This is a genomic window from Paenibacillus sp. 32352, assembly GCF_002042965.1.
Lineage (GTDB): Bacteria > Bacillota > Bacilli > Paenibacillales > NBRC-103111 > Paenibacillus_S > Paenibacillus_S vulneris.
Map to the genome: position 1 here is coordinate 218,331 of NZ_MZNT01000001.1, position 22,261 is coordinate 240,591.

Consider the following 22,261-nt stretch of genomic DNA (forward strand, 5'->3'; position numbering starts at 1 on the left):
ATTTGGAAATTCAAAAAATATCGTCGCGTAAAATATATGAAGTCATAGCGGATCAAATCAAGGAGCAGATTGTCAGCGGAGCCTTGACGCCGGGACAAAAGCTTCCGTCGGCCAAAGAGCTGTCCGAGCGCTTTCAGGTCGGAAGATCTACCGTGAGGGAAGCGCTCAGCGCGTTGAAGGCGATGGGGCTTGTCGAAATCCATCAGGGCGAGGGCAGCTATGTACGAAGCATTGAAGCGCAGGATGTCGATCTTCCGGTATTCGATTCGCTGCTCATGAGCCGTGAGACGGTGATCGAATTAATCGAGGCGAGGAAGGCGCTCGAAATTTCCAATGCAGCCTTAGCTGCGGAGAAGCGGACGGACGAGGATATCGCCAAATTTGAGGCAGTGCTGCGCAATATGGAAGATTTCCTGGGCAATGAAGAGGAAGGGGAACGTTCCGATATGCTGTTCCATCTGACTTTGGCGCAGGCGACACATAATTCCATTATGGAACGTATGATCGACTCCATCTCGACTCAAATGCAGACGGCTATCCGGGAAACCAGAAGACTGCAAATGTATTCCAGCAAAACCGTCTCCAAGCAGCTGCTGAAGGAGCATAAGGCGATCTATCAGGCTATTCTTAACCGGGATCCGGCTGGAGCTCAGGAAGCGATGCGGCATCATCTATTTCATGTCGAGCAGGTGCTGTTGAAATTTTTGAAGAAATAGGGTTGGACACGGGGTTTCTACCTTTAAGGGAAGGCTTTTCTTGCCGCTATACTGCGGGCAGGGGAAGCTTTTTTTCATTTCCAAATGACAGGAATAGAAAGTACCAACGGAGGAATAATACGGCTAACTTGTCCTTATTTTCAAAACAATATGGAAGCTGTTGGTGGTTCGAATATGGATGCTAACCAGAAAGTGCTGAATCTGCACCAGCTAGTTACCCTTTTTATGCTTTCCTCCGGACTTATGGATCACGTCATTGTGATACCGTTTCTGCTCGGAATCGGAGGACGAAGCGCATGGATCTCCGTTCTCATTGCAGGCCTGCTTATAACCTGCTTGCTTCCTCTGCTTGTCTATGTGATGAAAAGCACAAGCATGGCTCCGATCTTTTCATGGGTGAAGCAGAGATACGGAGCGTTTCTTTCCTTGCTTTTGCGCGTTCCCGTTCTGGTATACGTCTTCGTGCTCGGGACCGTAACTATCGTAGATACAGTTGGTTGGGTGAAAAGTATGTTTCTTCCCGACACCCCTGCCTGGTTTATTACCCTTCTCTTGATGGGCGCTTGCATCTGGGCGGCTTATTCCGGCATACAGACGATTGCGAGATGCGGTATTTTTCTGCTGCCCCTTGTAGTCTTATTTGGCTTTTTTGTAGCTACGGCGAATATTCCGCGCAAGCATTACGTTTATTTGCTTCCTCTATTGGAAAATGGATGGAATCCCGTGCTGAAATGCATTTTTGTCGTAGGTGGAGGGATGGTGGAAATCGCGCTGGTGCTTTTGCTGCAGCATCATATGAAGGAAAAAGTGAAATTTCGCCATCTGCTGTTCACTTTATGGGCACTTGTTGGATTAACGATAGGGCCTCTGATGGGGGCGATTGCGGAATTCGGACCGGATGAGGCGGCCAAGCTGAGGTTCCCGGCCTATGAGGAGTGGCGGCTGGTACGGATCGGTCATTATGTGGAGCATGTCGACTTTTTATCGATTTTCCAATGGCTCTCCGGCGCCTTTGTCCGGTTGTCGATGTCGATCCTTCTCGTTAAGGAGACGCTGATCGGCCATACGGCAAAAAAAACAGCCTCCCTCGTTACGGTTGTCATCATTGCGGCTCTTATGACCGTATTTGTGCTGCTGCCGCATTCAGATAAGGAGTTCGTAAGGCTGTTGAATCAATGGTACTTTATCGGAGCGATCACGATCATCTTGTTCGTCAGTATGGGTGTTGCGCTGCTTGCATGGATGAAAAGGACGGAAAGGAGCGGGTCTACGTGACGGAAGGGAATGTGCTGGGTAGACTGAGCCTCGCGTTTCGCGACTGCGAAGATATATGCACCGAGAGGCTGGGCTTATCGGAACAGAAGGCGGTTTTGCTTTATCAGCCGAATCTCGTGGATACGACCCGTTTACGTGAATATTTCATTCCGGAGCTGACTCGCTCTTTGTCTGGCGAAGGCAGGGAGCTAGACAAGCTGATGAACGAAAACGGCGCAGCGCTGCTTCAGGAAGCTCAAATGAAGCTTGCGGACTATGCTTCGCTTATTTTCAGCGGCCAGCTGTTCTTGTATTTGGAACGCAGGGGGGAGCTGTACAGCGTGAACCTGGCTAGTGTCCCCCGGAGGGATCCGGAGGAATCTGCTCTCGAGCCCTCCATACGCGGAGCGCGGGACGGGTTTGTCGAGGAGCTGGACACGAATATCGCTTTAATCCGGAAGCGGCTTGCCACCACCGATTTAAGCGTAAAATATTACTATTCCCACGGCACGACCCGCACGCGCGTGGCGTTGCTTTATTTTAAGGGCCGCGTGCCGGAGATTTCCCTTTCTATCATTCAACAGCGTCTGGAGAATCTGGCAAAAACGGTTCTTGTCGGGGGGAATGCCAGGTTAGAGGATACGATCACAGGCAATCGGTATACCGTCCTTCCGTTAACTAATTTCACAGGGAAGCCGGATTATGCGGCCGAACGGCTGATGCGGGGCAAATTTCTCGTATTTATGGAAGGCACGCCTACGGCTATGATAGCGCCGGTCTCCCTGACGGAGCTGTTTATCAGCCCGGAGGATTCTTACTTTAATTATCATGTGGCTATCGCCAATCGGATGCTGCGGATCATCGCCGCTTTTATCGCCGTCTTTTCCCCTGGGGTCTTTATCTCATTGCTGATGTACAACCAGGATCAAATTCCGTTCCAGCTGCTTGCTACCATAGGAATTTCGCGTCTGGGGCTGCCTATTTCCGCTTTTGTTGAAATGCTGCTCAGCCTGTTCCTGCTCGACTTGCTCAGGGAGGCGGGAGCCCGCCTGCCAAGAGCGACCGGCTCGACGATTACGGTCGTAGGCGGGATTATTATCGGGGATGCGGCTTTGAGGGCAGGCATATTGTCTCCGAGTATGACGTTTCTCGCTGCGGTGGCTATCGTGTCCGGGTCCACCCTCGTGAACTTGAATTTGCAGAGCACGACGAGGATCATGCGGCTGTTCGTCCTGATTTTGTCTGCGCTATGCGGTATTTACGGCACCATCATCGCCTTGTTCTATATGCTGGTATACGCCATTAATACGCAATCGTTCGGTGTGCCTTATTTCAGCTATGAAAAATACGGAAGAAAAGAAAGCCTGCTGAAATTCATCCGCTTACCGTTCCGGAAAAACAGCTTGGACATCGTCGGCGAAACCTCCGGCTCGAAAGGGGAGGAAGGCTCTTGAAGCGCACTGGCTTCAAACGGCTCCGTCAATGCTTGCTGATCTCCGTCACCTTTCTCCTGCTCACAGGATGCTGGGATGCGGAAGAGGTGCAGAGGTTGAATTATATCGTAGGGCTGGGCGTCGATTATGAGGACGATAAATTTGTCGTGTATGGACAAATGATCAACTTCTCTTCCATTGCGAAGCAGGAGCAGCAGAACGATTCGGTTCGAAACTGGGTTGGGAGGGGGAAGGGAGAAACCGTACTTGCCGCCATAAGCGATCTGATCGCGTCAGGCCAGGGAACGATGTTTCTCGGGCATGTCAATTACCTGATACTGACGGAAAACGTGCTGAAGGAGCAAATGCTGAAGAAGGTATTCGATTTCACCAACCGCAATAAGGAGACCAGGTATACCAAATGGTTTTACGGCACTAAGGAGAAATTGTACGATCTTCTCTCCGCAAAGTCGTTTTTTGACCGAAGCACGCTCGATAGCATCCTAGGTAATCCCGAACAAAACTATGCGCAGCTGTCGAACTTAAAGCCTTATTACGTTAATGAAATCGTAGCCGGCATGCTGGAGCCTTCCTCGACGGTCATCATACCTTCCGTGGAGTTAACCGAGAAAACGTGGATGGAACAAAATAAGCCGATGGGCATCCTGAAAAAGTCAGGAGGGTTTATTTTTAACGGAACCCGGTATGTGGGTTGGATGAAAATGAGCGACATTATGCTCGGCCGCTGGATGCAGTCAGCTTATGAAGCGTCCCCGCTGACGGTCCAGTCGGAACAGCATACGACTATTGCTACACTGGAGGTAAAGGATGCGACCCATAAGATCGAGATTCTCGATCGAGGCAAAGGCATCCCTCGTTTCAAGGCGAAGCTGAAGGTCAAAGGAACACTGATGGAGCTTGCGGAGGAGAAGCAGTTGGAGGAAATCCAGCATCTGGCCGAACAGACAATTCGCAGGGAGCTGATGGAATATTACAAAAAAGGGCTCGCCCTGCATGCGGATGTGATGCATCTTGGCCAACTGTATTATAAGCGTCACCCGGACAAGTGGCGGTCGATTCAGGTGGACGGCCAATTTCCTTTGAATGAGAATACGCTGGAGGAAGTGGAGGTTCATCTGATTATCAATCATGCGCAAAAATATAAGTCTCCTCAGGTTAGCGGTTCTTACAAAGACTAGAGAACCGTCGGCATTTGGCTGGTAAAATACGCTGATAAGTACGGTGCAGTATAAGCTGCCGATCCCGGATAAGAGAGGCCGAAGGAAAGCCTATTGGGGGGAGGCGGCTTTTTTTGACATGATTTATAGAAGGGCTTTGCGCAGCATAGCCTGCTTTGGAAGCCTGGTTGGAGGGGGATGCTCCACCGGAGGGGGTTGGTTGATCCTTCCAGCTTTGTAGTTTTCATCAGACCCGCCCCCTTGTTGGGTTATGTTGAGGACGGTATGAATGATGAACCGGCGGCTGTACTATAAATAAGGCTTTTCAAAATCGAACTTATCTGATAACCTGATAACATAAGAGTGAAACTACAAATTATAGCTAAAGGAAGGGTACCCCATGCGTGTCTCTTTATTCATTACTTGCCTGGCGGATCAGTTGTATCCGGAGGTTGGAGAAAGCGTTGTCCGTTTGCTGCACCGTTACGGCTGTGAGGTGGACTTCCCGCAAGCTCAAGTGTGCTGCGGACAGCCTGCCTTCAACAGCGGCTATCAGGATGAAGCGCGGGAAGTGGCTCGCGGCTTGATTCGGGCTTTTGAGCACAGCGATTATGTTGTGTCCCCGTCCGGCTCCTGTACCGGTATGGTTCATCACTACTACCCGCAGCTGTTCGAGAATGAGCCCGAGTGGAAGAAGAAAGCGGAAGATTTGATCGGAAAAATGTACGAGTTTTCGCAGTTCCTTGTGAACGTGCTCGGCGTGACCGATTTGGGAGCCGTATTCAACGAGAAGGTCACATACCATGCCTCCTGTCATGCGACGCGATTCCTGGGTGTGAAGGAAGAGCCGGGCAAGCTGATGGCGGAAGTGAAGGGCCTAGAGCTGATCGAGCTTCCGAGAAAAGAAGACTGCTGCGGCTTCGGCGGTACCTTTGCCGTGAAGATGGCGGATATGTCGGAGGCGATGGTCTGTGAAAAAGCGGGCCATGTGTGCTCTACAGGGGCCAGTGTGCTGGTCGGTTCGGATATGGGCTGTCTGATGAATATCGGAGGCCGTTTGAATAAAGACAACAAGCCGATTCGCGTAATGCATATTGCGCAGCTGCTGGAGGAAGGAGTGAAGAACGGTGAGTCAGGTCGATGAGAAGCAGTTGATCGGGACGGGTTTGAAAAAGAGAACAGAGGAAGCGCTTGCCGACGAATTCCTCCGCAAAGCGGTTGCATTCACTACCGATAAGCTGAAGACCGCCAAGCTGAAGGCGATGGACGACTTCGGGCATTGGGAGGAGTGGCGCGAACGCGGCAAGCAGATCCGGAAGCATGTCGTGGAGAACCTGGATTATTATTTAACCCAGTTCACGGACAATGTCACCAAAGCGGGCGGACATGTCTATTTCTGCCAGACGGCGGATGAAGCGGTCAAGGTGTTCATGAAGCTTGCCGAGGAGCGCAAGGCGAAGCTGGTTGCCAAAGGGAAATCGATGGTATCGGAAGAAATCCATCTGAATCATCATCTGGAGGAGCGCGGCATCGAGGCGATCGAGACCGACTTGGGCGAGTATATTCTGCAGCTGGCCAAGGAAACGCCTTCCCATTTGATCATCCCTGCGATTCATAAGAACAAGCAGCAGATCGCCGATCTGTTCAATGACGAGTCGGGCGAGCAGTTTCCGCCGGAGACGAAGGTGCTTGCGAACTATGCCAGGCAGCGGCTCCGCAACTACTTCCTTGAGGCGGATATCGGCTTGACGGGCTGTAACTTCGGCGTTGCCGAGTCCGGCTCGATCACGCTCGTCTCCAATGAAGGGAACGGGCGGATGGTCAGCACGATTCCTAAATCCCATGTCGTCATTATGGGGATGGAGCGTTTGGTTCCGACCTATGACGACCTGGAGGTCGTCCTGAACCTGCTCGCGCGCAGCGCAACGGGCCAGAAGCTGACGACGTATACGTCGATGATTACCGGCCCGCGCCGCGAAGGGGAGCTCGACGGACCGGAGGAGCTCCATCTCATCGTCCTGGACAACGGACGCTCGGCGCAGCTCGGCGATCCGGTGTTCCAGGAGGTGCTGCACTGCATCCGCTGTGCAGCCTGTTTGAACGCGTGCCCCGTGTACCGTCACGTGGGCGGACACACCTACGGCAGCGTATACAGCGGCCCTATCGGGGCCGTATTGACGCCGCTGCTGCAGCAGGACATGAAGGAAGCGGGCCAACTGGCCTACGCTTCCAGTCTGTGCGGGGCATGCTACGAGGCATGCCCGGTCAAGATCCCGCTGCACGATATGCTCGTGCAGCTGCGCGCCCGCAAGGTCAAGATGGGGCTGACCCCGCTTGCCGAGCGCGCCGCGTTCAAGTCGTTCCAGACGGCGTTCGGGAACGTGACCTTGTACAAAATGGCGACCAAGTCCGCCTATTATCTGCAGAAGCCGTTCATCAGCAAAGGCTTCATCAAGAAAGGCCCGGGACCGATGTCCGGCTGGACACAGTCGCGCTTCTTCCCGATGAAGCCGAAGCAGTCGTTCCGCGACCGGTGGGAGGCGCTGCAGCAGGAGCTGAAGAACGCTCCGGTCGTCGCGGAAGCTCCTAAAGCTCCGGTGAATAAGGGAGGTAAGCCTCATGAGCATTAAGCCAGGACAAATGCACGGGCGGGATGCCTTCATCGCGAATATTTCGTCGCGATTAGGACGCAAAGCGCCGCCAAGTACTCCTCCAGAGCGGCCGTTCCGCGGCGCTCCGGAGTTCTATAAAGAGATCGAACGTACGACCGATGAGAAGATTGAGCTCTTCATTCAGAACTGGACGGCCTTAACCGGCAAGGTGCTGGTTGTTGAGGAAGCGGAGGCCAAGACCGCCATAGGCGCATGGCTTAAGGAAATTGCGGCCGAGCTGAACGTTACGCATGTTTCCCGCTGGGAGCATGAGGGCCTGATCGCGCTCGGTCTGGATGAAGCTTTGGCGGAAGCCGGGGTAACCGTCGTTCCTTGGAAGGAGATCGAGTCCGCCGGGAACGAATCGGCCAGCGAGGCAGAAGGCAGCTCCAACTGGGCGAAGCGCAGTGAGCTGCTGAAGCGCACGGAGCGCTGTCAGCTCGGTATGATATGGCCTGATTATGCCATTGCCAATACCAGTACGCTGGCTCTGCAATGCTCGCCGCAGCGGGGCCGCTCCGTCAGCCTGCTGACGGATATCCTGTTCGCGGTATTCCGCGCGGATCAGCTGGTTACCCGTATGGGCGAAGCGTTCAGCGGCATTACGGCAGGCAAGGCTAATGGCAGCGACTATGCTTCCTCGCTGAATTTGATTACAGGGCCGAGCCGAAGCGCCGACATTGAGAACGACCTTACGATCGGGATTCACGGACCCGGCAAGGTATACGCGGTCATTATCAAGTAAAAATACTCGTCATCTCGTCAGGGGATGAGCTATCGAAGGATTGAGCAGAGCTAGGGGCTGCTCAATCCTTTTTTTCATTTTTCGGGATCTTCTCCAAAGTGGTTTCTCATCAACTTGAAGCCGCTCTTCTCCAGGCTGTTTCTAACACCAGTTTGCTCCAGTGAACCCGAAGCCTCAATACAAGCTCCTATAGGCTTGGAGCGGGTTTTCGCTTGTTATGGAGGGGGCAAAAATCCGTTGACATATCGTACTCCCCGTTGTACGATGAAATTGTCAATTATACAAAACCTTGGTTTTGTATACTAAACCAAATGAAACAAGCACTATTTTGAAAAAGCATTAGTCGCTTGTGAAGTGTAAGCTTGCAGGAGGACGCATGGAAAAGAAATATTGGGTACCTGCTCTAGAGAAAGCCGATGTTGTCCTTCAGGCGATATCCCTACAGCCTTCCAAGCTGAAGCTGATCGATTTGTCCAGACAGCTTGGCATTAATAAAAGCTCCATGTTCTCGCTGCTGAATACAATGGAGGCGCTGGAATGGGTTGTCCGCGAGCCGGAAGCGACCTATTCGCTGGGCTCTAAGCTAGGCTTTATCGGAAACATTTATTTTAAACAATTCAGCCTGATCGACCGGTTCCGCAAGGAGGCATCGGTTACCAAACATACGATTCAGGAAACGATCCAGCTCGCAAGGCTGGAGCAGAGCGACGTGCTGTATCTGGCCAAGGAGGAAATGCCGTCTCCCGTGAGACTGGCTTCCGAGCCGGGAATGAAGCTGCCTGCGCATGCTACGGCATTGGGCAAGGTTATGCTTGCCCATCTGGAGCCTGCCGCCGTCGAGACGCTGTATCCCGCAGAGGAGCTGCAGCAAGGGTTGACTCCGCATACGATCAAATCGCGGTCCGATCTGCTGAAGCAGCTGGAGCAAATCCGGGGAGAAGGCTACGCCAGCGATCTTCAGGAAGCCGTCATGGGCTTTTGCTGTGTCGCTGCGCCGGTGCGCGATGCTCAGGGGAGTGTCATTGCGGCTATAAGCTGCTCCATGTTCCAGCATGAATGGGAGCAGAAGCGGGAGCTGGCAAGGCGGGAAATTTGCGCTTTGGCTGACCGGCTGTCGCAGGGGACATGCAATTAACCAAACATTTGGAAGGATGTGCCGAAGATGAGATTGGAAAATAAAATTACGCTGATCACCGGTTCTGGATCGGGTATCGGTCAAAGCTCCGCGCTCTTGTTTGCAAAAGAAGGCGCTACCGTTATCGTGAACGATCTGGTGGAGGAAAAAGGCCTGGAGACCGTTGACATGATCACCAAAGCCGGCGGCAAGGCAGTGTTCATTCAGGCGGACGTAACGAATCCGGAGTCTGTGAAGGCCATGGTCGATCAAGCTATCGCTCAGTTTGGGCGCATCGACGTATTGTTTAACAACGCAGGCGTCAGCGGCGTAGGGGCGATCCACGAGGTGGAGCCGGAAGCGTGGGACCGCGTCATCAACATCAACATTCGCGGTGTATTCCTGCCATGTAAATATGTGCTCCCTCACATGATGGAGGCGCGCAGCGGGTCTATTATTAACATGTCTTCCTGCATTGCTGAAATCGGTTTGGCCCGCCGTGCTTCGTATTCGGCTACCAAGGGCGCGGTGCTTGCTTTGACGAAATCCATGCAAGTGGACTACGCTCCGTACCAAATCCGCTGCAACGCGCTGCTTCCAGGCACGATTCTGACTCCTTTCGTTGAGGATTACTTGAAAAAATCGTACGACAACGAAGAAGAAGCCTACGCGTCCCTCAAAACCCGTCAATTAAGCGGCGACCTGGGCAGACCGGAGGATGTAGCCAAGGCGGCCCTGTTCCTTGCTTCCGACGAATCCAAATTCATGATGGGCTCACCGCTCTATATTGACGGCGGCGTTGTTTTCGGCAAGAACGCTTAAATTTATTAAAATATCAGCACTCATAACCATATTATTTTTTGGAGGTATATCTGATGAAGCTTCTTACTTTTATCGAAAATGGCCAGCAAAAGCTTGGCGTCAAAACGGAACAAGGCGTCGTACATATTTCCGCTGCGCTGCAGGCGGTTCCGGCGGCCCCTGGTCAATCCGTACCGCAAAACGTGCATGGAGTCATTAACGGGGGAGCGCCTGCCGTTGCTTCTTTGCAGGCTTATGTCGATCAAGCGTTGTCCGCTGCTGCGAGCGGCACTGCCGGATATATTTTGAATGAATCTGATCTGAAGCTGGGTCCTTGCGTTACGCATCCTAACAAAATCATCTGCGTCGGGTTGAACTACCGCAAGCATGCGGAAGAGACGAACGCACCGATTCCGCAATATCCGATCCTGTTCAATAAATTCAACAACACCTTGACCGGCCATGGCGCCGATGTGCCTCTTCCGGTGAAAGTAACCGACCAAGTGGACTATGAGGCGGAGCTCGTTATCGTCATCGGTAAAGAAGCCAAGTACGTATCCAAGGAAAACGCGTTGGATCATGTATTCGGTTATTGCAACGTGAACGATTTGTCCGCACGCGACTTGCAAATGCGCACACAACAATGGCTGCTCGGCAAAAGCTGTGACGGCTTCAGCCCGTTGGGACCATACCTCGTAACGGCAGACGAAGTAGGCAATCCGAACGACTTGTCCATTCGCTGCATCGTGAACGGCGAAGTGCGTCAAAACTCGAACACTTCCGATATGATCTTCTACTGTGACGAGATCGTAAGCTACATCTCCCAACATATGACTCTGGTTCCAGGCGACATTATTTTGACAGGAACCCCGGAAGGCGTTGTGCTCGGATTGCCTGAGGACAAACGCGTTTACTTGAAGGCCGGCGACGTGGTTACGATCGAGATCGAAAAGCTGGGTTCGTTGACGAACAAAATGGTAGTCGAGAGAGTTTAATAAAGTTATAGGTGAAGCTTTCCTAGAAAGCTCAGCTAATGCTTACGAGAAAAGTTTTCCTTAGGAAAACTCAGCTAATGCTTACGAGAAAAGTTTTCCTTAGGAAAACTCAGTTAATGCTTACGAAGAAAGTTTTCCTTAGGAAAACTCAGTTAATGCTTACGAAGATAGCTTTCCTTACGGAAAGCTCAGTAACGCTTACGAAGAAAGTTTTCCTTCGGAAAACTCTAAGGAGGTTAAACAATGGCAGGACATCAAATAGAAGCAGGCGCTGACGCTCTAGTCATGGACGCCAAGGATCACGTAGCAACAGCGATCAAGGACCTGGAAAAAGGGCAAAAGATTAGTTACCGCGTGCAGGAACAAGTTCGCGAGGTCGTTTTGTTGGATGCGGTGCCTTTCGGTCATAAAATTGCTATCGAAGACATAGCCCAAGGTACTGATATTCTCAAATACGGCGAAGTAATCGGACGCACTACGGCGGATATCAAAGCAGGCCAGCATGTGCACGTTCACAATGTGGAAGGCATTCGCGGTCGCGGAGACCAAGCCGCAAAAGCTTAATTACGAAACTCAGCCTATGCTTACGAAGATAGTTTTGCTCCGCAAAACTCTAAGGAGGAAAAAACATGGATCACATGATGGGTTACAGAAGACCGAACGGCGACGTAGGGATCCGCAATCACCTGCTGATTATTCCTACGGTCATTTGCGCGAACCAAGTTTGCAGCCGTATCAACCAGATGGTACCCGACACGGTAGCGATTCCGCATCAGCATGGCTGCAGCCAAATCGGCGCCGACAAAGAGCGCACGTTCGAGGTGCTGGCAGGCACAGGCAAAAACCCGAACGTCGGCGGCGTTATCATTATCAGCTTGGGCTGTGAGGTTATCGACCCCAACGAATTGGCGGATGCAATCCGTCCTACCGGTAAGCTGGTAGAAGTGTTCGACATTCAGTCGGTCGGCGGTTCCGTTAAGGCCATTCAGCATGGCGCAGAGCTAGCCAAAAAAATGCGCGCCCAATTGGACGCTATGCAGCCTGAGCCGATTCCGTTCAGCGAGCTGATCATCGGCGTAAAATGCGGAGGCTCCGACGCCACATCCGGTTTGGCTTCCAACCCGGCGCTCGGTGCGGCGGCAGATACGCTGATCCAGCACGGCGGCGGCGTCGTTATCGGCGAAACGACCGAGATTATCGGAGCGGAGCATGTACTCGCTTCCCGCTGTGCGACTCCGGAAACCGAGAAGCAGCTGTACCACATCGTGGACCGCTTCGAGAAAGAGGTAGAGCGGATGGGGGCCGACATGCGCGGCGGTAATCCGAGCCCGGGCAATATTGCCGGAGGTTTAACGACGATTGAAGAGAAATCCTTGGGCTGCATCAGCAAATGCGGCACAGCTCCGATCAAAGGGGTTGTAGAATATGCAGAGCAGCTTCCTAAGCATGGTCTGTACTTCATGGACTCCCCTGGTAACGACATTGAGTGCGTGTCCGGTATGGCAGCGGGCGGAGCGCATCTGGTCTGCTTTACGACAGGACGCGGTACGCCGACAGGCTCAGCCGTAATCCCGGTCATCAAAATTACCGGCAACAAGCGGATGTTCCAGCGTATGAGCGATAATATGGACGTCGATGTCAGCGACATGCTGGAAGGCACATTGAGCTTGGAAGACGCCGGTAACATCATCTGGGATGAGATCAAAGCTGTAGCGAACGGCAAGCTCACGAAAGCGGAAGTGCTCGGCCATACGGAGTTCAGTATCAACCGAATCGGACCATCTCTCTAATAGATATACGTGGCATCACGAAGGAGGAAGCGGAAGTTGGCAAGGTTAAAAGGGAAGGTCGCTCTGGTCACCGGGGGCAGCCGCGGGATCGGCGAAGCGATCGCCATTCGTTTGGCAGAAGAAGGCGCTCATGTAGCGGTTAACTATACGTCCGACCGTTCGCGCGAACTGGCGGAGAAGGTAAAGGAACAAATCGAGGCTTTGGGCTGCAAATCGATCGTCGTCCAGGCGGATGTAGGCAGTAAGGCTCAAGTGGAAGCGATGTTTAAGCAAGTGGAGGAGCAGCTTGGAGACGTTGAAATCCTGGTTAACAACGCAGGGGTCGCCCCGTTCGAGCCGTTCATGAAAGTGACGGAGGAGACTTGGGACCGCACGTTCGCAACGAACGTAAAATCTATCTTTATGTGCTCCCAATTGGCTGCCGAGAAGATGATTCCGAAGCGTTACGGCAAAATTGTCAATGTTCTTTCGACAGCCAGCCTTGTCGTAACAAGTCCGGTCATTCCGCACTATCAATCGTCTAAAGCGGCGGCTCACATGCTGACCAAAGGGATGGCGATCGAGCTCGGCAAGTATAACATTAACATCAATGCCGTCGGGCCAAGCACCGTAGATACGGATATGTGTACCGACTTCCTGGCGGATCCGGCTATTCGCGCCAAAGAAATTGAAGCGAACCCGATGAAACGTCTGGGTACGGCTCGTCAGATCGGCGACGCTGTGGTATTCCTCGCTTCCGATGAAGCGATGCAGGTTAACGGACATTTGCTTATGGTGGACGGCGGCCTGACCGTCAAGGCTGCGCAGCCGGAAGATCACATGGAACATTAAACCCCATTCAAAACACAACAAGTCCTTCGTTGATGAAGGGCTTGTTTTTATTTTGTCACAGTGAATCGCGTACAGAAATTCCTATCCGAAGTTGCCCCTTCTTTTGGGGAATATGTGCATTTTCTGAAAAAATGATAGGTTTTGCATCAGCGTGGTTAATAGAGTTAAAATGGTTTCAACAAGATTTGGGTGTATAACCTATCATTCGACAAAATTAGACAAGAAATCTAATAGTCTCCTAATAATTGCCTTAAACTTTTTAAAAGTTTATCTCCTATAGTAGAACTATAACTACCACATCCAGATTTAGCGAGATGCGAAATGCAAGCTAAAAGTCGGATTGACGAAAACCGGATTTTCAGCATCTCTGAATTTCCATGGTTTGTCGACAGATTAGTTTTGCTTACGAAGTCCGTTTTGCTTGGCAAAACTCTAAGGAGATGATCCCATGAAGAACATTCAATTGCTGCATAAAGGAAAAGTTTATCAAGCGCATGTCGGGTATGAACAAGAGGAGTTTATGGAGGTTGGGATTGAAGCGGACACGAAGCTCGCCGATGGCGATGACGTGCTGTGCTTTGATTTCAAACGACGTCAAAATATGAGAATATTGCACAATAACAACTCCAAAATTTTGCTGGTACCGGCGGATTCGGAACTTTTTCATATTAAGGCAAAGCCCCAAAAAGTCGTCGATGAATGGCTGAATGAAGGGCAGGTAAAATATTCAAGGTACAAACTGAACACCTTTGCCACCATCAGCGAGGATTTCAAAACGACGGCGGTGCGGGTTGTCGATGTAAGCCGGTTTGGCATAGGCTTTGAAATTAACGATTTTTCCATAAAAATGCACGAGGTTTACGATAGCACGATGTTTTGCGATGAGGAGAGCATTCATTTAAAGCTTGTCGTGCGGTACGCGCATATTTTGGAAAAGACGATTCGCTATGGTGCGGAAATCGAGAGCATTTCCTCCGGTGACCTTAATAAGTTCAGATACTACATTGCGATGCAGCAGTTCAAGCAAATGATGCTGGCATGAGTGAAAACCAAGCGGCTTAAAGGAGCTGCTTGGTTTTTTGCGTACGCCGTTTAAGAGGCGCTTATGATTTTGGCATAGACCAGGGTCCATTGTCCGTAACGCCACTTCCATAAGGATTCCGCAATGGCAATCGTGTTGTCGTTAGATAGCATCGCGATGTGCTGGATTCCTTTCATCTCCCAGATACCGTCCGTGTCCCGGTCGACCGGCTCCAGCTTATGAAACCCGCTGCTTATGATGCTGGCTGGCTGAAGCAGCCGTCCGTTTTGATAATAGCCCATAGCTTCGTAGAGCGATTTTCGTTCTGAGAGCTCCAGCATGTACGTCTCATTCGTATTTTGAATCGTCACCGGCACCTTATAATGATCCTTGAGCACCCCTTTTAATGCAAGCGGAGAGGGCAAAGGCAATGCAACAGGCTGCTGATCCTGAATCGTGTATAGGACTATTGACGGAGACCCGCCTTGACTGTCGGGAGAGACATATACACAAATATCGTTGATCCTGTCTCCGTTGACATCGAGCAATTGCATATAGGGATTGTAACCGCCCGGTAAGGCAATATCCATAGGTCCCGTTTCGGAAGAAATCAGGACACGGATGTTCAACTTATCATAATAACCGGAGGAGGGACTCTGATTGGTGCCGCTAAGCATGATGGCATCCGGAATGGAATCTCCCGTGAGGTCGGCTTTGACAGCCTGGAGCAGATAGGTAGAGCTGACGTGCTCCGAATCCTTGTTCTGCTTAGGCGAAGGGAGATCGGCAGCCGCAGGTGAGGTACATACAGACGAGACGATAGTGATGATCAGTGCAGCGAGAAGCAGCATTTTGTTCCGAAGATGTGCCATGAGCCCAATGCCTCCGTATCACGGTAGTTGTTTCTATAGTATGGATGATACTTCCATCCTTTATGAGAATTTTCGGAGAAACATGCAAGCCTTCATGCAGGAAAAAACTGAAAGATACCTGTTGCTTTTTGGTATAACACGTGTTATTTTTGGTTTGAGGTGCCATACATGAACAAAAGAGTAACCAGCTTTGACGTAGCAAAACGGGCAGGCGTATCCCGAAGCGTCGTGTCCGCCGTATTGAACGGAACTCCGGGCATCGGTGTGAGCGAGGAGAAGCGCAAATTGGTGCTGGAAGTCATCCGGGAGCTGAATTACCAGGTGGATGCGCAAGCGCGCGGAATGAAAACCGGGAGAAGCCATTGCTTGGCCGCATACGGGAATGTTTCGAATCCGATGTTTTTGCAGGTGCTTGAGGGAATGCAGGAGGTTTGCGCAAGCCAGGGGTACCACGTGCTGCTATACCCGTCAGGCAGCTCACAGCAAAGACAGGAGAGCATGCTGGATTTATTTTTACAGCGCCGTATTGATGGAATCATGGCATTGGACCGGCCGCATCGGGTGAATGAGGAATGGGTGCAGACTGTCCATCAATATCAGCTGCCTTACGTTTCCGTAGAGGGGTATCACGATCACTCCGGTATTCCTTCCGTGTTGATGGATTACGAGGAGAGCGTTCACCGCGCATTGGATTTCATGTGGGAACGAACGAAGCTGATGCCTGCCTATCTGGAGCTCCGCCATCCTACTCCGCTTGGCTGGGGGGATCAGGAACGGCGTAAGGCCTATGAAGGATGGGCTGCCTCTCATGGCGTGGAGCCTCTCATTTTCACTGAAACGGATGGGCCCTGGATTGAGAGGGCGCAGTTCTGGACACAGTGGACCCGGGAATTTCAGCCCTTATCCAGAGTCTTGCTGACGAACTGGTCCCGCGGAGCGGTATACGTCAGCCGTGCCGCTCAGATGCTCGGGATGCAGCCGGGCAAAGACATCCATCTTATGGCATGCGATAATACAGAACGAATCAACCAGCATTTGTTCCCGGCTATTACCTCCATTGAAGTACCTTATCGGGAGATGGGGCGGCTGGCCGCGCAAAGACTCCTCGAATATGTCGAAGGGCGCCGCGGGATGGAGGATAAAAGCGGCATTTGGGTAAAAGCGATGCTGGAAGAGAGAGAAAGCGTCGGACGGCTGACATAATTTTTTTTGATAGGATATAACACGTGTTATTTCATCCGAAATCAAGGAGGCATCAACATGCTGTTTACATTGGAAAAGCTGCAAGAGCGTTTGCGCGAGCTGTCGGAATTTCGATATAGAGACCGCCGGAGAATCGAAGCCTTTGATAGCTTGGAGGATCGGGAAGGACGGACGGGAGAGCGGCCGCCATGGCCGTTATCGCAGAATAAGGAAGCAGGGACTATGCGGATCGGCGATCGCTGGGAAGGAAGCGACCGTTATCTCTGGCTTGCTGTGGAGACGGAAATACCTGAAGCATGGCAAGGACGCAGGGTGCTGGGGCGGTTTGATTTTGGCAGAACGGGCGGCGGGAACAACTCCGGATTTGAATCGCTGCTATATGTCAATGGCGAGCCCTATCAGGGGGTGGACGGCAATCATAAGGAAGTATTTTTTGAGGGTCACGATGCCGGGGCTGTGCTTCAGCTTTGTTTCCGGTTATGGTCCGGCATGGGGGGGTACCGGCCGAACACGGTGCAGGAGCATCAGCTGAAGCAGGCGGAGCTGTGCTGGCTGGATGAGGACGCTGATGATCTTTATTATACGGCCCTGGCCATGCTGCAGGTGGTGCGGGAGCTGGATGAGCATGCCCCGGAGAGTGTCATGCTGCTGTCTGCTGTGGATCAGGCCTTTTTGCTACTCGACTGGTCAAAGCCGGGCTCGGAGGATTTCTATGCATCTGTAACCGCCGCGGCGGCAAGCCTGCGGGAAGCAGTACAGAAGCTGCCTAAGCACCACCCCGTAACGGTTCGGTGCATCGGGCATACTCATATTGATGTGGCCTGGCTGTGGAGATTGAAGCATACGCGGGAAAAGGCGGCACGCTCCTTCTCTACCGTTCTTCGCCTGATGGAGCAGTTTCCGGATTACATATTCCTGCAAACAATGCCGCAGCTGTACGATTATATCAAAAATGATTATCCGGATATTTATGCCCAAATCAAAGAAAGGGTCGGCCAAGGCCAATGGGAAGCGGGCGGCGGCATGTGGCTGGAGGCGGATTGCAACTTGACCTCCGGAGAATCGATCGTGCGCCAGCTTTTGTACGGAACCCGGTTTTTGAAGGAAGAATTCGGTGTGGAGTGTACCTATCTATGGCTCCCCGACGTCTTCGGCTATAGCTGGGCGCTGCCGCAAATCCTGCGCAAATCAGGAATTTCCACGTTCATGACGACCAAAATCAGCTGGAACCAATATAACCGGATGCCGCATGATACGTTTCAATGGCGAGGCATGGACGGGACAGAAATATTGACTCATTTCATTACAACGCCGGACAATGCCGGAGGGTGGCTGTACACCTACAACGGGGAAGTGACTGCCCGTACAGTCAAAGGCATATGGGAAACGTACCGGGATAAGCCGATCAACCGGGAGCTGCTGCTTTCATACGGTTATGGAGACGGGGGAGGCGGAGTGAACCGGGAAATGCTCGAGCTGAGACGGAGGCTTCAAGAGCTGCCGGGTATTCCTCAGGTGACGACGGGACGGGTTGACGAGTATTTCGAAGCCCTGCAGCAAACGGTTGCTGATACGAAGGAGTATGTCCATACATGGGATGGAGAGCTGTATTTGGAGCTGCACAGGGGCACGTATACCAGCCAAGCCTACAATAAGCTGATGAATCGCAAGCTGGAGCTGTTCAGCAGGGAGGCGGAATGGATGGGGGTGATGGGCAGTCTGGCTCAAGGGGACTGGTCCGTCTATGCCCGGATTGAGCTGGCGGAGGCTTGGAAAATCGTGCTGCGCAACCAATTCCACGATATTATTCCCGGTTCCTCCATTCATGAGGTGTATGAGGATTCCAGAATCGAATACGAGGAGGCTGAGAACAGAATCCAAAAGGCTTACATGCAAGCCGCGGCAGGGCTTGTTGCAGAAGTGGAGCAGGCCGGTCAAACAACGGTCACTGTATGGAATAGTGCAGGCTGGGAACGCAGCGGTCTAGTCATTATCTCAGCGGATAATCTGCCGGATCAGGGCGCACAGGGAAGCTGGGTGGACAGCTCGGGCCGTATGCTGGAAGGCCAGCGGGATAAGGCAGGCTGGTGGGTACAGGTCGAGAATGTGCCTCCACTCGGGCACTCCGCCATTCGGTGGATTCCAGGCCGCGGCGCTTCCGCAGACAAGGTAAGCGAACCTTTTGTCATGGAAGAAAAGGGTATCGATACGCCGTTTTATAACCTGCAATGGAATGACAACGGGCAATTAATTTCCATCTGGGACAAAGCGGCAGAGCGCGAAGTGCTGGCTGAAGGAGCGAAGGGCAACGTGCTGCAGGTGTTTGAGGATAAACCGAAGGGGCGGCATGAGGCGTGGGACATCGATATTTTTTATACGCAAAAAATGGAGGAAATTAGCTCACTCCAATCTGTAGAGCTCGTTGAAAAGGGAGCTGTGCGTGCTGTCGTCCGGTTTGTCTGGAGCTATAGAGCCTCGACCATAGAGCAGGAGCTGATTGTGTATGCTCATTCCCGGCGGATGGATTTCAAAACAACGGTTGACTGGCACGAGCAGCGGAAGCTGCTGAAGGCGGCGTTCCCTGTGGAGGTGCGCTCGACCGAGGCGACCTATGATATTCAGTTCGGGAACGTCAAGCGGCCTACACACTGGAATACGAGCTGGGATTATGCAAGGTTCGAAGTGGTTGGGCATCAATGGGCCGATTTGTCGGAGCGAGGCTACGGCGTCAGCCTGATGAACGATTGCAAGTATGGTTATGACATCAAGGACCACGTCATTCGATTAACGCTGTTGAAATCGGCGCTGGTTCCCGATCCGCAGGCCGATCAGGGAGAGCACAGCTTTACTTACTCCCTTATGCCGCATACCGGGGACTGGATGACTGGCAAAACGGTAGAAGAAGCATGGGATTTGAACGCACCGATGCAGACTCAGGCGGGAGAAGCCAAGGTGCCGGGTTCGCTGTTCCGTATCACAGGAGGTCATGTTCATATCGATGCCGTGAAGCAAGCGGAGGATGGCGGCCGGGTCGTGCTGCGCTTCCATGAGTTTGCCGGGCAAAGAGGCACGATACAGCTATCGAGCGATTATGACGTTCAAAGCTGGCAGGAGTGCGATCTGATGGAGCGTCCGATAGGCGAGCCTATTCAAGCGGCGGTTCAAAAGCTGCCGTTGAAGCCGTATGAAATCAAAACCTTCCTGGTCGACATGCGATAATAGATAAAAGAAAACCACCCCGTCTCCTTATGCAAGTATCCTTCGCATAAGGGGAACGGGGTGGCATTTTACTGCTTACGAGGGTTTATCTTGGGTAGTGCTATGGTGTTACCAAGCTTGCCCATCGGGTATATGGCATTAATTGCCCCAATCCTGTGTCAGCTGCTTCACAAGCCGTTTGGCCGTGCCGGAAGGCGTTTCAATGGTTTCATACACATTGATGCTCAGCTTATTATCGAACTCCTCGGTCTTAATATTGGAGAAGCTGATTTTTTGCTTTCCACTAACGAGCTTCTCTGTGCCTGTAAAGCTGGCAGAGGTGGAGCCCAGAATACGTCCTTGCCCGTCTACGAGGTCAAACTCCATTTTGGAGAAGTTCTGATCTACAATGACAGGGTCTTTACGGGTGATGTTAAGGTCCAGACTCAGCTGATATACATATCCGCTGTTGTACAAGGTTGCGATGCTGTAGGCGTCGAAGGAGACCTCGAACGGATAGAAGCTGATGACCTTGTCGTTCGATTCGCTTTGGACGGCTACCTGGAACGAACCGATAGACAGCTTGTTAGGAGCGGCGGACTTCGGATCTATGACGTTCAAGGCAAGGCTTTGCCCGGTTACATCGGTCGGAATCATATAGGAGTAACTGACGACATAGCTGGTGTTAGGCATAATCGTGGCGGCCGAGGAGGATTGCTTCACCCCGGAGAACGACTCTCCCCATTCATTCACCAGCTCGGTGCCGATATCCGGAATAGGCAGCGTTCCATTGCCTTTGTTCGTAATTTTATATTTGGCGATCGCTGTTTTATAGCCGTAATCCGTGTTCTCGTGCATGTGCAGCTCCACAAGCGAAATTTCCAGGTTCTTGTCAATCAAGCCGTTCGGCGCCAGGCTGAGCGGAGTACCCATTTGATAAGGCTTCGCCTGCACCACTGCGCTGTTGGTCCGCTGAATCCCCTTCAGATCAATGATCATAACAGGGTAGCTGTTGACATTGACGGTGCTGACACTGCTTTTGCTGGAGCTGCTGTTACTGTTGCTGCTGCTGCTGGATGAATTCGCATTTGTTGATTCATTGGCTGCTCCTGACGTGCTTGAGCTGTTGGCTGTCGTGGAGCTTGTCGATGCTTTTGAACTGCTCGTACTGGAATTGCCCGTTCCGTTATTTGAGCTTGAATTTGAACTGGAACCGGAGGAGGTACTGCCCGGCGATTCCATCAAAGCCAGCTTAACGGAGGCAGGATCGATCCCGCCAGGCACCAGTACGGAAAAATTATAAGTAGCGGACTGGCCCGGAGCCAAAAATCCGGTGGTTACGGATTTATCCTGCACCGAAGCGGCCAAGGTCTCCGAATCAAGCAAATAGGTGGCTGACAATGCAGGCAGTGCAAGAACCTCGCTGCCGTCATTGCGCAGGGTCACGGTGCTTTGGACAAGGAAGCCGTCATTTTGTCTTGTAGACGTTGCTTGTTCGGCTTTGATTTTTAAGCCTTTGTCCGTACCATACAGCGAATAAGGCTGCTCAGTTCCAAGCGCTACGGTGGCAATTGTGCCGGTTAAAGGGACGCTGCCGGCCACTCGGTCCACGGAATCCTCCGTATAGAAGGCTTCCAGAGCATAGGAATTAGCATCGAAGGAAGCCGGCACCGGTGTACGGAGTCTCACCTTTGTCAGCTTATCCGGGATCAACGTGTCTTGTCCGCCGTTGACCAGGGAGGCGGTATAGGTTATAGAATCGCTGCCCTTCAGTCTGAATTGCAATCCGGATGGGAGCTGGAAGTTCGATGATCCTGCATTTCGGACATACAGGTCGGTGAACAAATATTGGACCCCGTTCTCCGTCACCGGATAGCTTTGGCCAAGCCGCATGGCGACCAAGGCATCCTGGCTGTAAGAGGAGTCAACATCCTTCAACGAAATGAGCATCAGCTTGGCAGGATCGAGCTCGCTGGATACCGCGGAGGATACAGGAAGCTCGCCTATGGTACGGGTAAAGGTCGGAGAGCCCGAATCCCATGCGAACAGCTGAACCTTCAGATTTTGAGCGGTGGCGTTTTTTCCGAGCTGGGAAACGAAGCTGTATTGCTGCTCCTGACCCGGGCTAACGCGGGCATTCTGCTTGCTTGTCAGCTTGGCAGGGTAGCTGCTGCCTTGTTCGTCTATAATTTGAACGCCATAACCGTTAAAATCTACCGCACCCTCGCTGCCGTTGTGCATTTTGATAGAAAATTGCAGCGCGGACGATTCAGATCCCGCAGTGAAGGTGGCGTTCTCCAATGTAAAGTAGGTATCGTTCGCAATAAACACTCCCGGTTTGCCGGCAGAAGCCAACGGGACGTTGGCCATTAACGCGGTGCAAACGGCGAGCGTGCAAAGTAACGTTGTTTTTCTCGCTCTGAACGGCGGCTTCTTGGATTTGTCTTTCAACAGAATTC

Annotated in this window: 18 protein-coding genes; 16 read left to right on the forward strand and 2 right to left on the reverse strand. The window is 52.1% G+C overall.

What is annotated here, in order from left to right:
• Positions 1-2: 2 nt before the first annotated feature.
• The 14 genes from B1728_RS01095 (at position 3) to B1728_RS01160 (ending at position 14,550) form a co-directional block, all read left to right on the forward strand.
• Positions 3-716, forward strand: coding sequence for a FadR/GntR family transcriptional regulator (locus tag B1728_RS01095; protein WP_079908329.1), 714 nt, complete (start codon positions 3-5; stop codon positions 714-716).
• 174 nt (positions 717-890) lie between these two features.
• On the forward strand, positions 891-1,991 hold the full coding sequence (locus B1728_RS01100) for a GerAB/ArcD/ProY family transporter (protein WP_179135831.1): 1,101 nt from the start codon (positions 891-893) through the stop codon (positions 1,989-1,991).
• Entirely contained in the window at positions 1,988-3,424 is a 1,437-nt protein-coding gene (locus tag B1728_RS01105; RefSeq protein ID WP_179135832.1) for a spore germination protein, read from the forward strand. Before B1728_RS01100 ends, B1728_RS01105 begins: the two co-directional genes overlap by 4 nt.
• Complete coding sequence (locus tag B1728_RS01110) at positions 3,421-4,602, forward strand: Ger(x)C family spore germination protein (protein WP_179135833.1); 1,182 nt, start codon at positions 3,421-3,423, stop codon at positions 4,600-4,602. Before B1728_RS01105 ends, B1728_RS01110 begins: the two co-directional genes overlap by 4 nt.
• 379 nt (positions 4,603-4,981) lie before the next feature.
• Positions 4,982-5,725, forward strand: coding sequence for a (Fe-S)-binding protein (locus tag B1728_RS01115; RefSeq protein WP_079908333.1), 744 nt, complete (start codon positions 4,982-4,984; stop codon positions 5,723-5,725).
• Entirely contained in the window at positions 5,709-7,211 is a 1,503-nt protein-coding gene (locus B1728_RS01120) for a LutB/LldF family L-lactate oxidation iron-sulfur protein (RefSeq protein ID WP_079908334.1), read from the forward strand. The genes B1728_RS01115 and B1728_RS01120 overlap by 17 nt, the downstream gene beginning before the upstream one ends.
• On the forward strand, positions 7,201-7,977 hold the full coding sequence (locus B1728_RS01125; protein WP_079908335.1) for a LutC/YkgG family protein: 777 nt from the start codon (positions 7,201-7,203) through the stop codon (positions 7,975-7,977). The genes B1728_RS01120 and B1728_RS01125 overlap by 11 nt, the downstream gene beginning before the upstream one ends.
• Before the next feature lie 376 nt (positions 7,978-8,353).
• The gene (locus tag B1728_RS01130; protein WP_079908336.1) at positions 8,354-9,112 is read left to right on the forward strand and encodes an IclR family transcriptional regulator; all 759 of its coding nucleotides are present in this window, start codon (positions 8,354-8,356) and stop codon (positions 9,110-9,112) included.
• Positions 9,113-9,139: 27 nt separating this feature from the next.
• Positions 9,140-9,913 carry an SDR family NAD(P)-dependent oxidoreductase gene (locus tag B1728_RS01135; protein ID WP_079908337.1) on the forward strand — a complete coding sequence of 258 codons (774 nt, stop codon included), beginning with the start codon at positions 9,140-9,142 and terminating at the stop codon, positions 9,911-9,913.
• Between the two features lie 53 nt (positions 9,914-9,966).
• The gene (locus B1728_RS01140) at positions 9,967-10,887 is read left to right on the forward strand and encodes a fumarylacetoacetate hydrolase family protein (RefSeq protein ID WP_079908338.1); all 921 of its coding nucleotides are present in this window, start codon (positions 9,967-9,969) and stop codon (positions 10,885-10,887) included.
• Between the two features lie 243 nt (positions 10,888-11,130).
• On the forward strand, positions 11,131-11,451 hold the full coding sequence (locus B1728_RS01145; RefSeq protein ID WP_079908339.1) for a UxaA family hydrolase: 321 nt from the start codon (positions 11,131-11,133) through the stop codon (positions 11,449-11,451).
• Between the two features lie 65 nt (positions 11,452-11,516).
• Positions 11,517-12,677, forward strand: coding sequence for a UxaA family hydrolase (locus B1728_RS01150; RefSeq protein WP_079908340.1), 1,161 nt, complete (start codon positions 11,517-11,519; stop codon positions 12,675-12,677).
• A gap of 36 nt (positions 12,678-12,713) precedes the next feature.
• Positions 12,714-13,508, forward strand: coding sequence for an SDR family NAD(P)-dependent oxidoreductase (locus B1728_RS01155; RefSeq protein ID WP_079908341.1), 795 nt, complete (start codon positions 12,714-12,716; stop codon positions 13,506-13,508).
• A 448-nt stretch (positions 13,509-13,956) separates the two neighbouring features.
• Positions 13,957-14,550: a PilZ domain-containing protein gene (locus B1728_RS01160; protein ID WP_079908342.1), complete on the forward strand. Its 594-nt coding sequence runs from the start codon at positions 13,957-13,959 to the stop codon at positions 14,548-14,550.
• Between the two features lie 50 nt (positions 14,551-14,600).
• Here the strand turns inward: B1728_RS01160 and B1728_RS01165 are convergent, their stop codons facing one another.
• Complete coding sequence (locus B1728_RS01165) at positions 14,601-15,401, reverse strand: hypothetical protein (RefSeq protein WP_079908343.1); 801 nt, start codon at positions 15,399-15,401, stop codon at positions 14,601-14,603.
• Positions 15,402-15,569: 168 nt separating this feature from the next.
• Here B1728_RS01165 and B1728_RS01170 point away from each other — a divergent pair, with 168 nt between their 5' ends.
• Positions 15,570-16,604 (forward strand): LacI family DNA-binding transcriptional regulator, encoded by a 1,035-nt coding sequence (locus B1728_RS01170; protein WP_079908344.1) that lies wholly within the window; start codon positions 15,570-15,572, stop codon positions 16,602-16,604.
• A 57-nt stretch (positions 16,605-16,661) separates the two neighbouring features.
• Positions 16,662-19,823, forward strand: a complete 3,162-nt coding sequence (locus B1728_RS01175; protein WP_079908345.1) for an alpha-mannosidase — start codon at positions 16,662-16,664, stop codon at positions 19,821-19,823.
• A 138-nt stretch (positions 19,824-19,961) separates the two neighbouring features.
• Here B1728_RS01175 and B1728_RS01180 read toward each other — a convergent pair whose 3' ends face one another.
• Positions 19,962-22,253, reverse strand: coding sequence for a hypothetical protein (locus tag B1728_RS01180; RefSeq protein WP_079908346.1), 2,292 nt, complete (start codon positions 22,251-22,253; stop codon positions 19,962-19,964).
• Between the last annotated feature and the right edge of the window lie 8 nt (positions 22,254-22,261).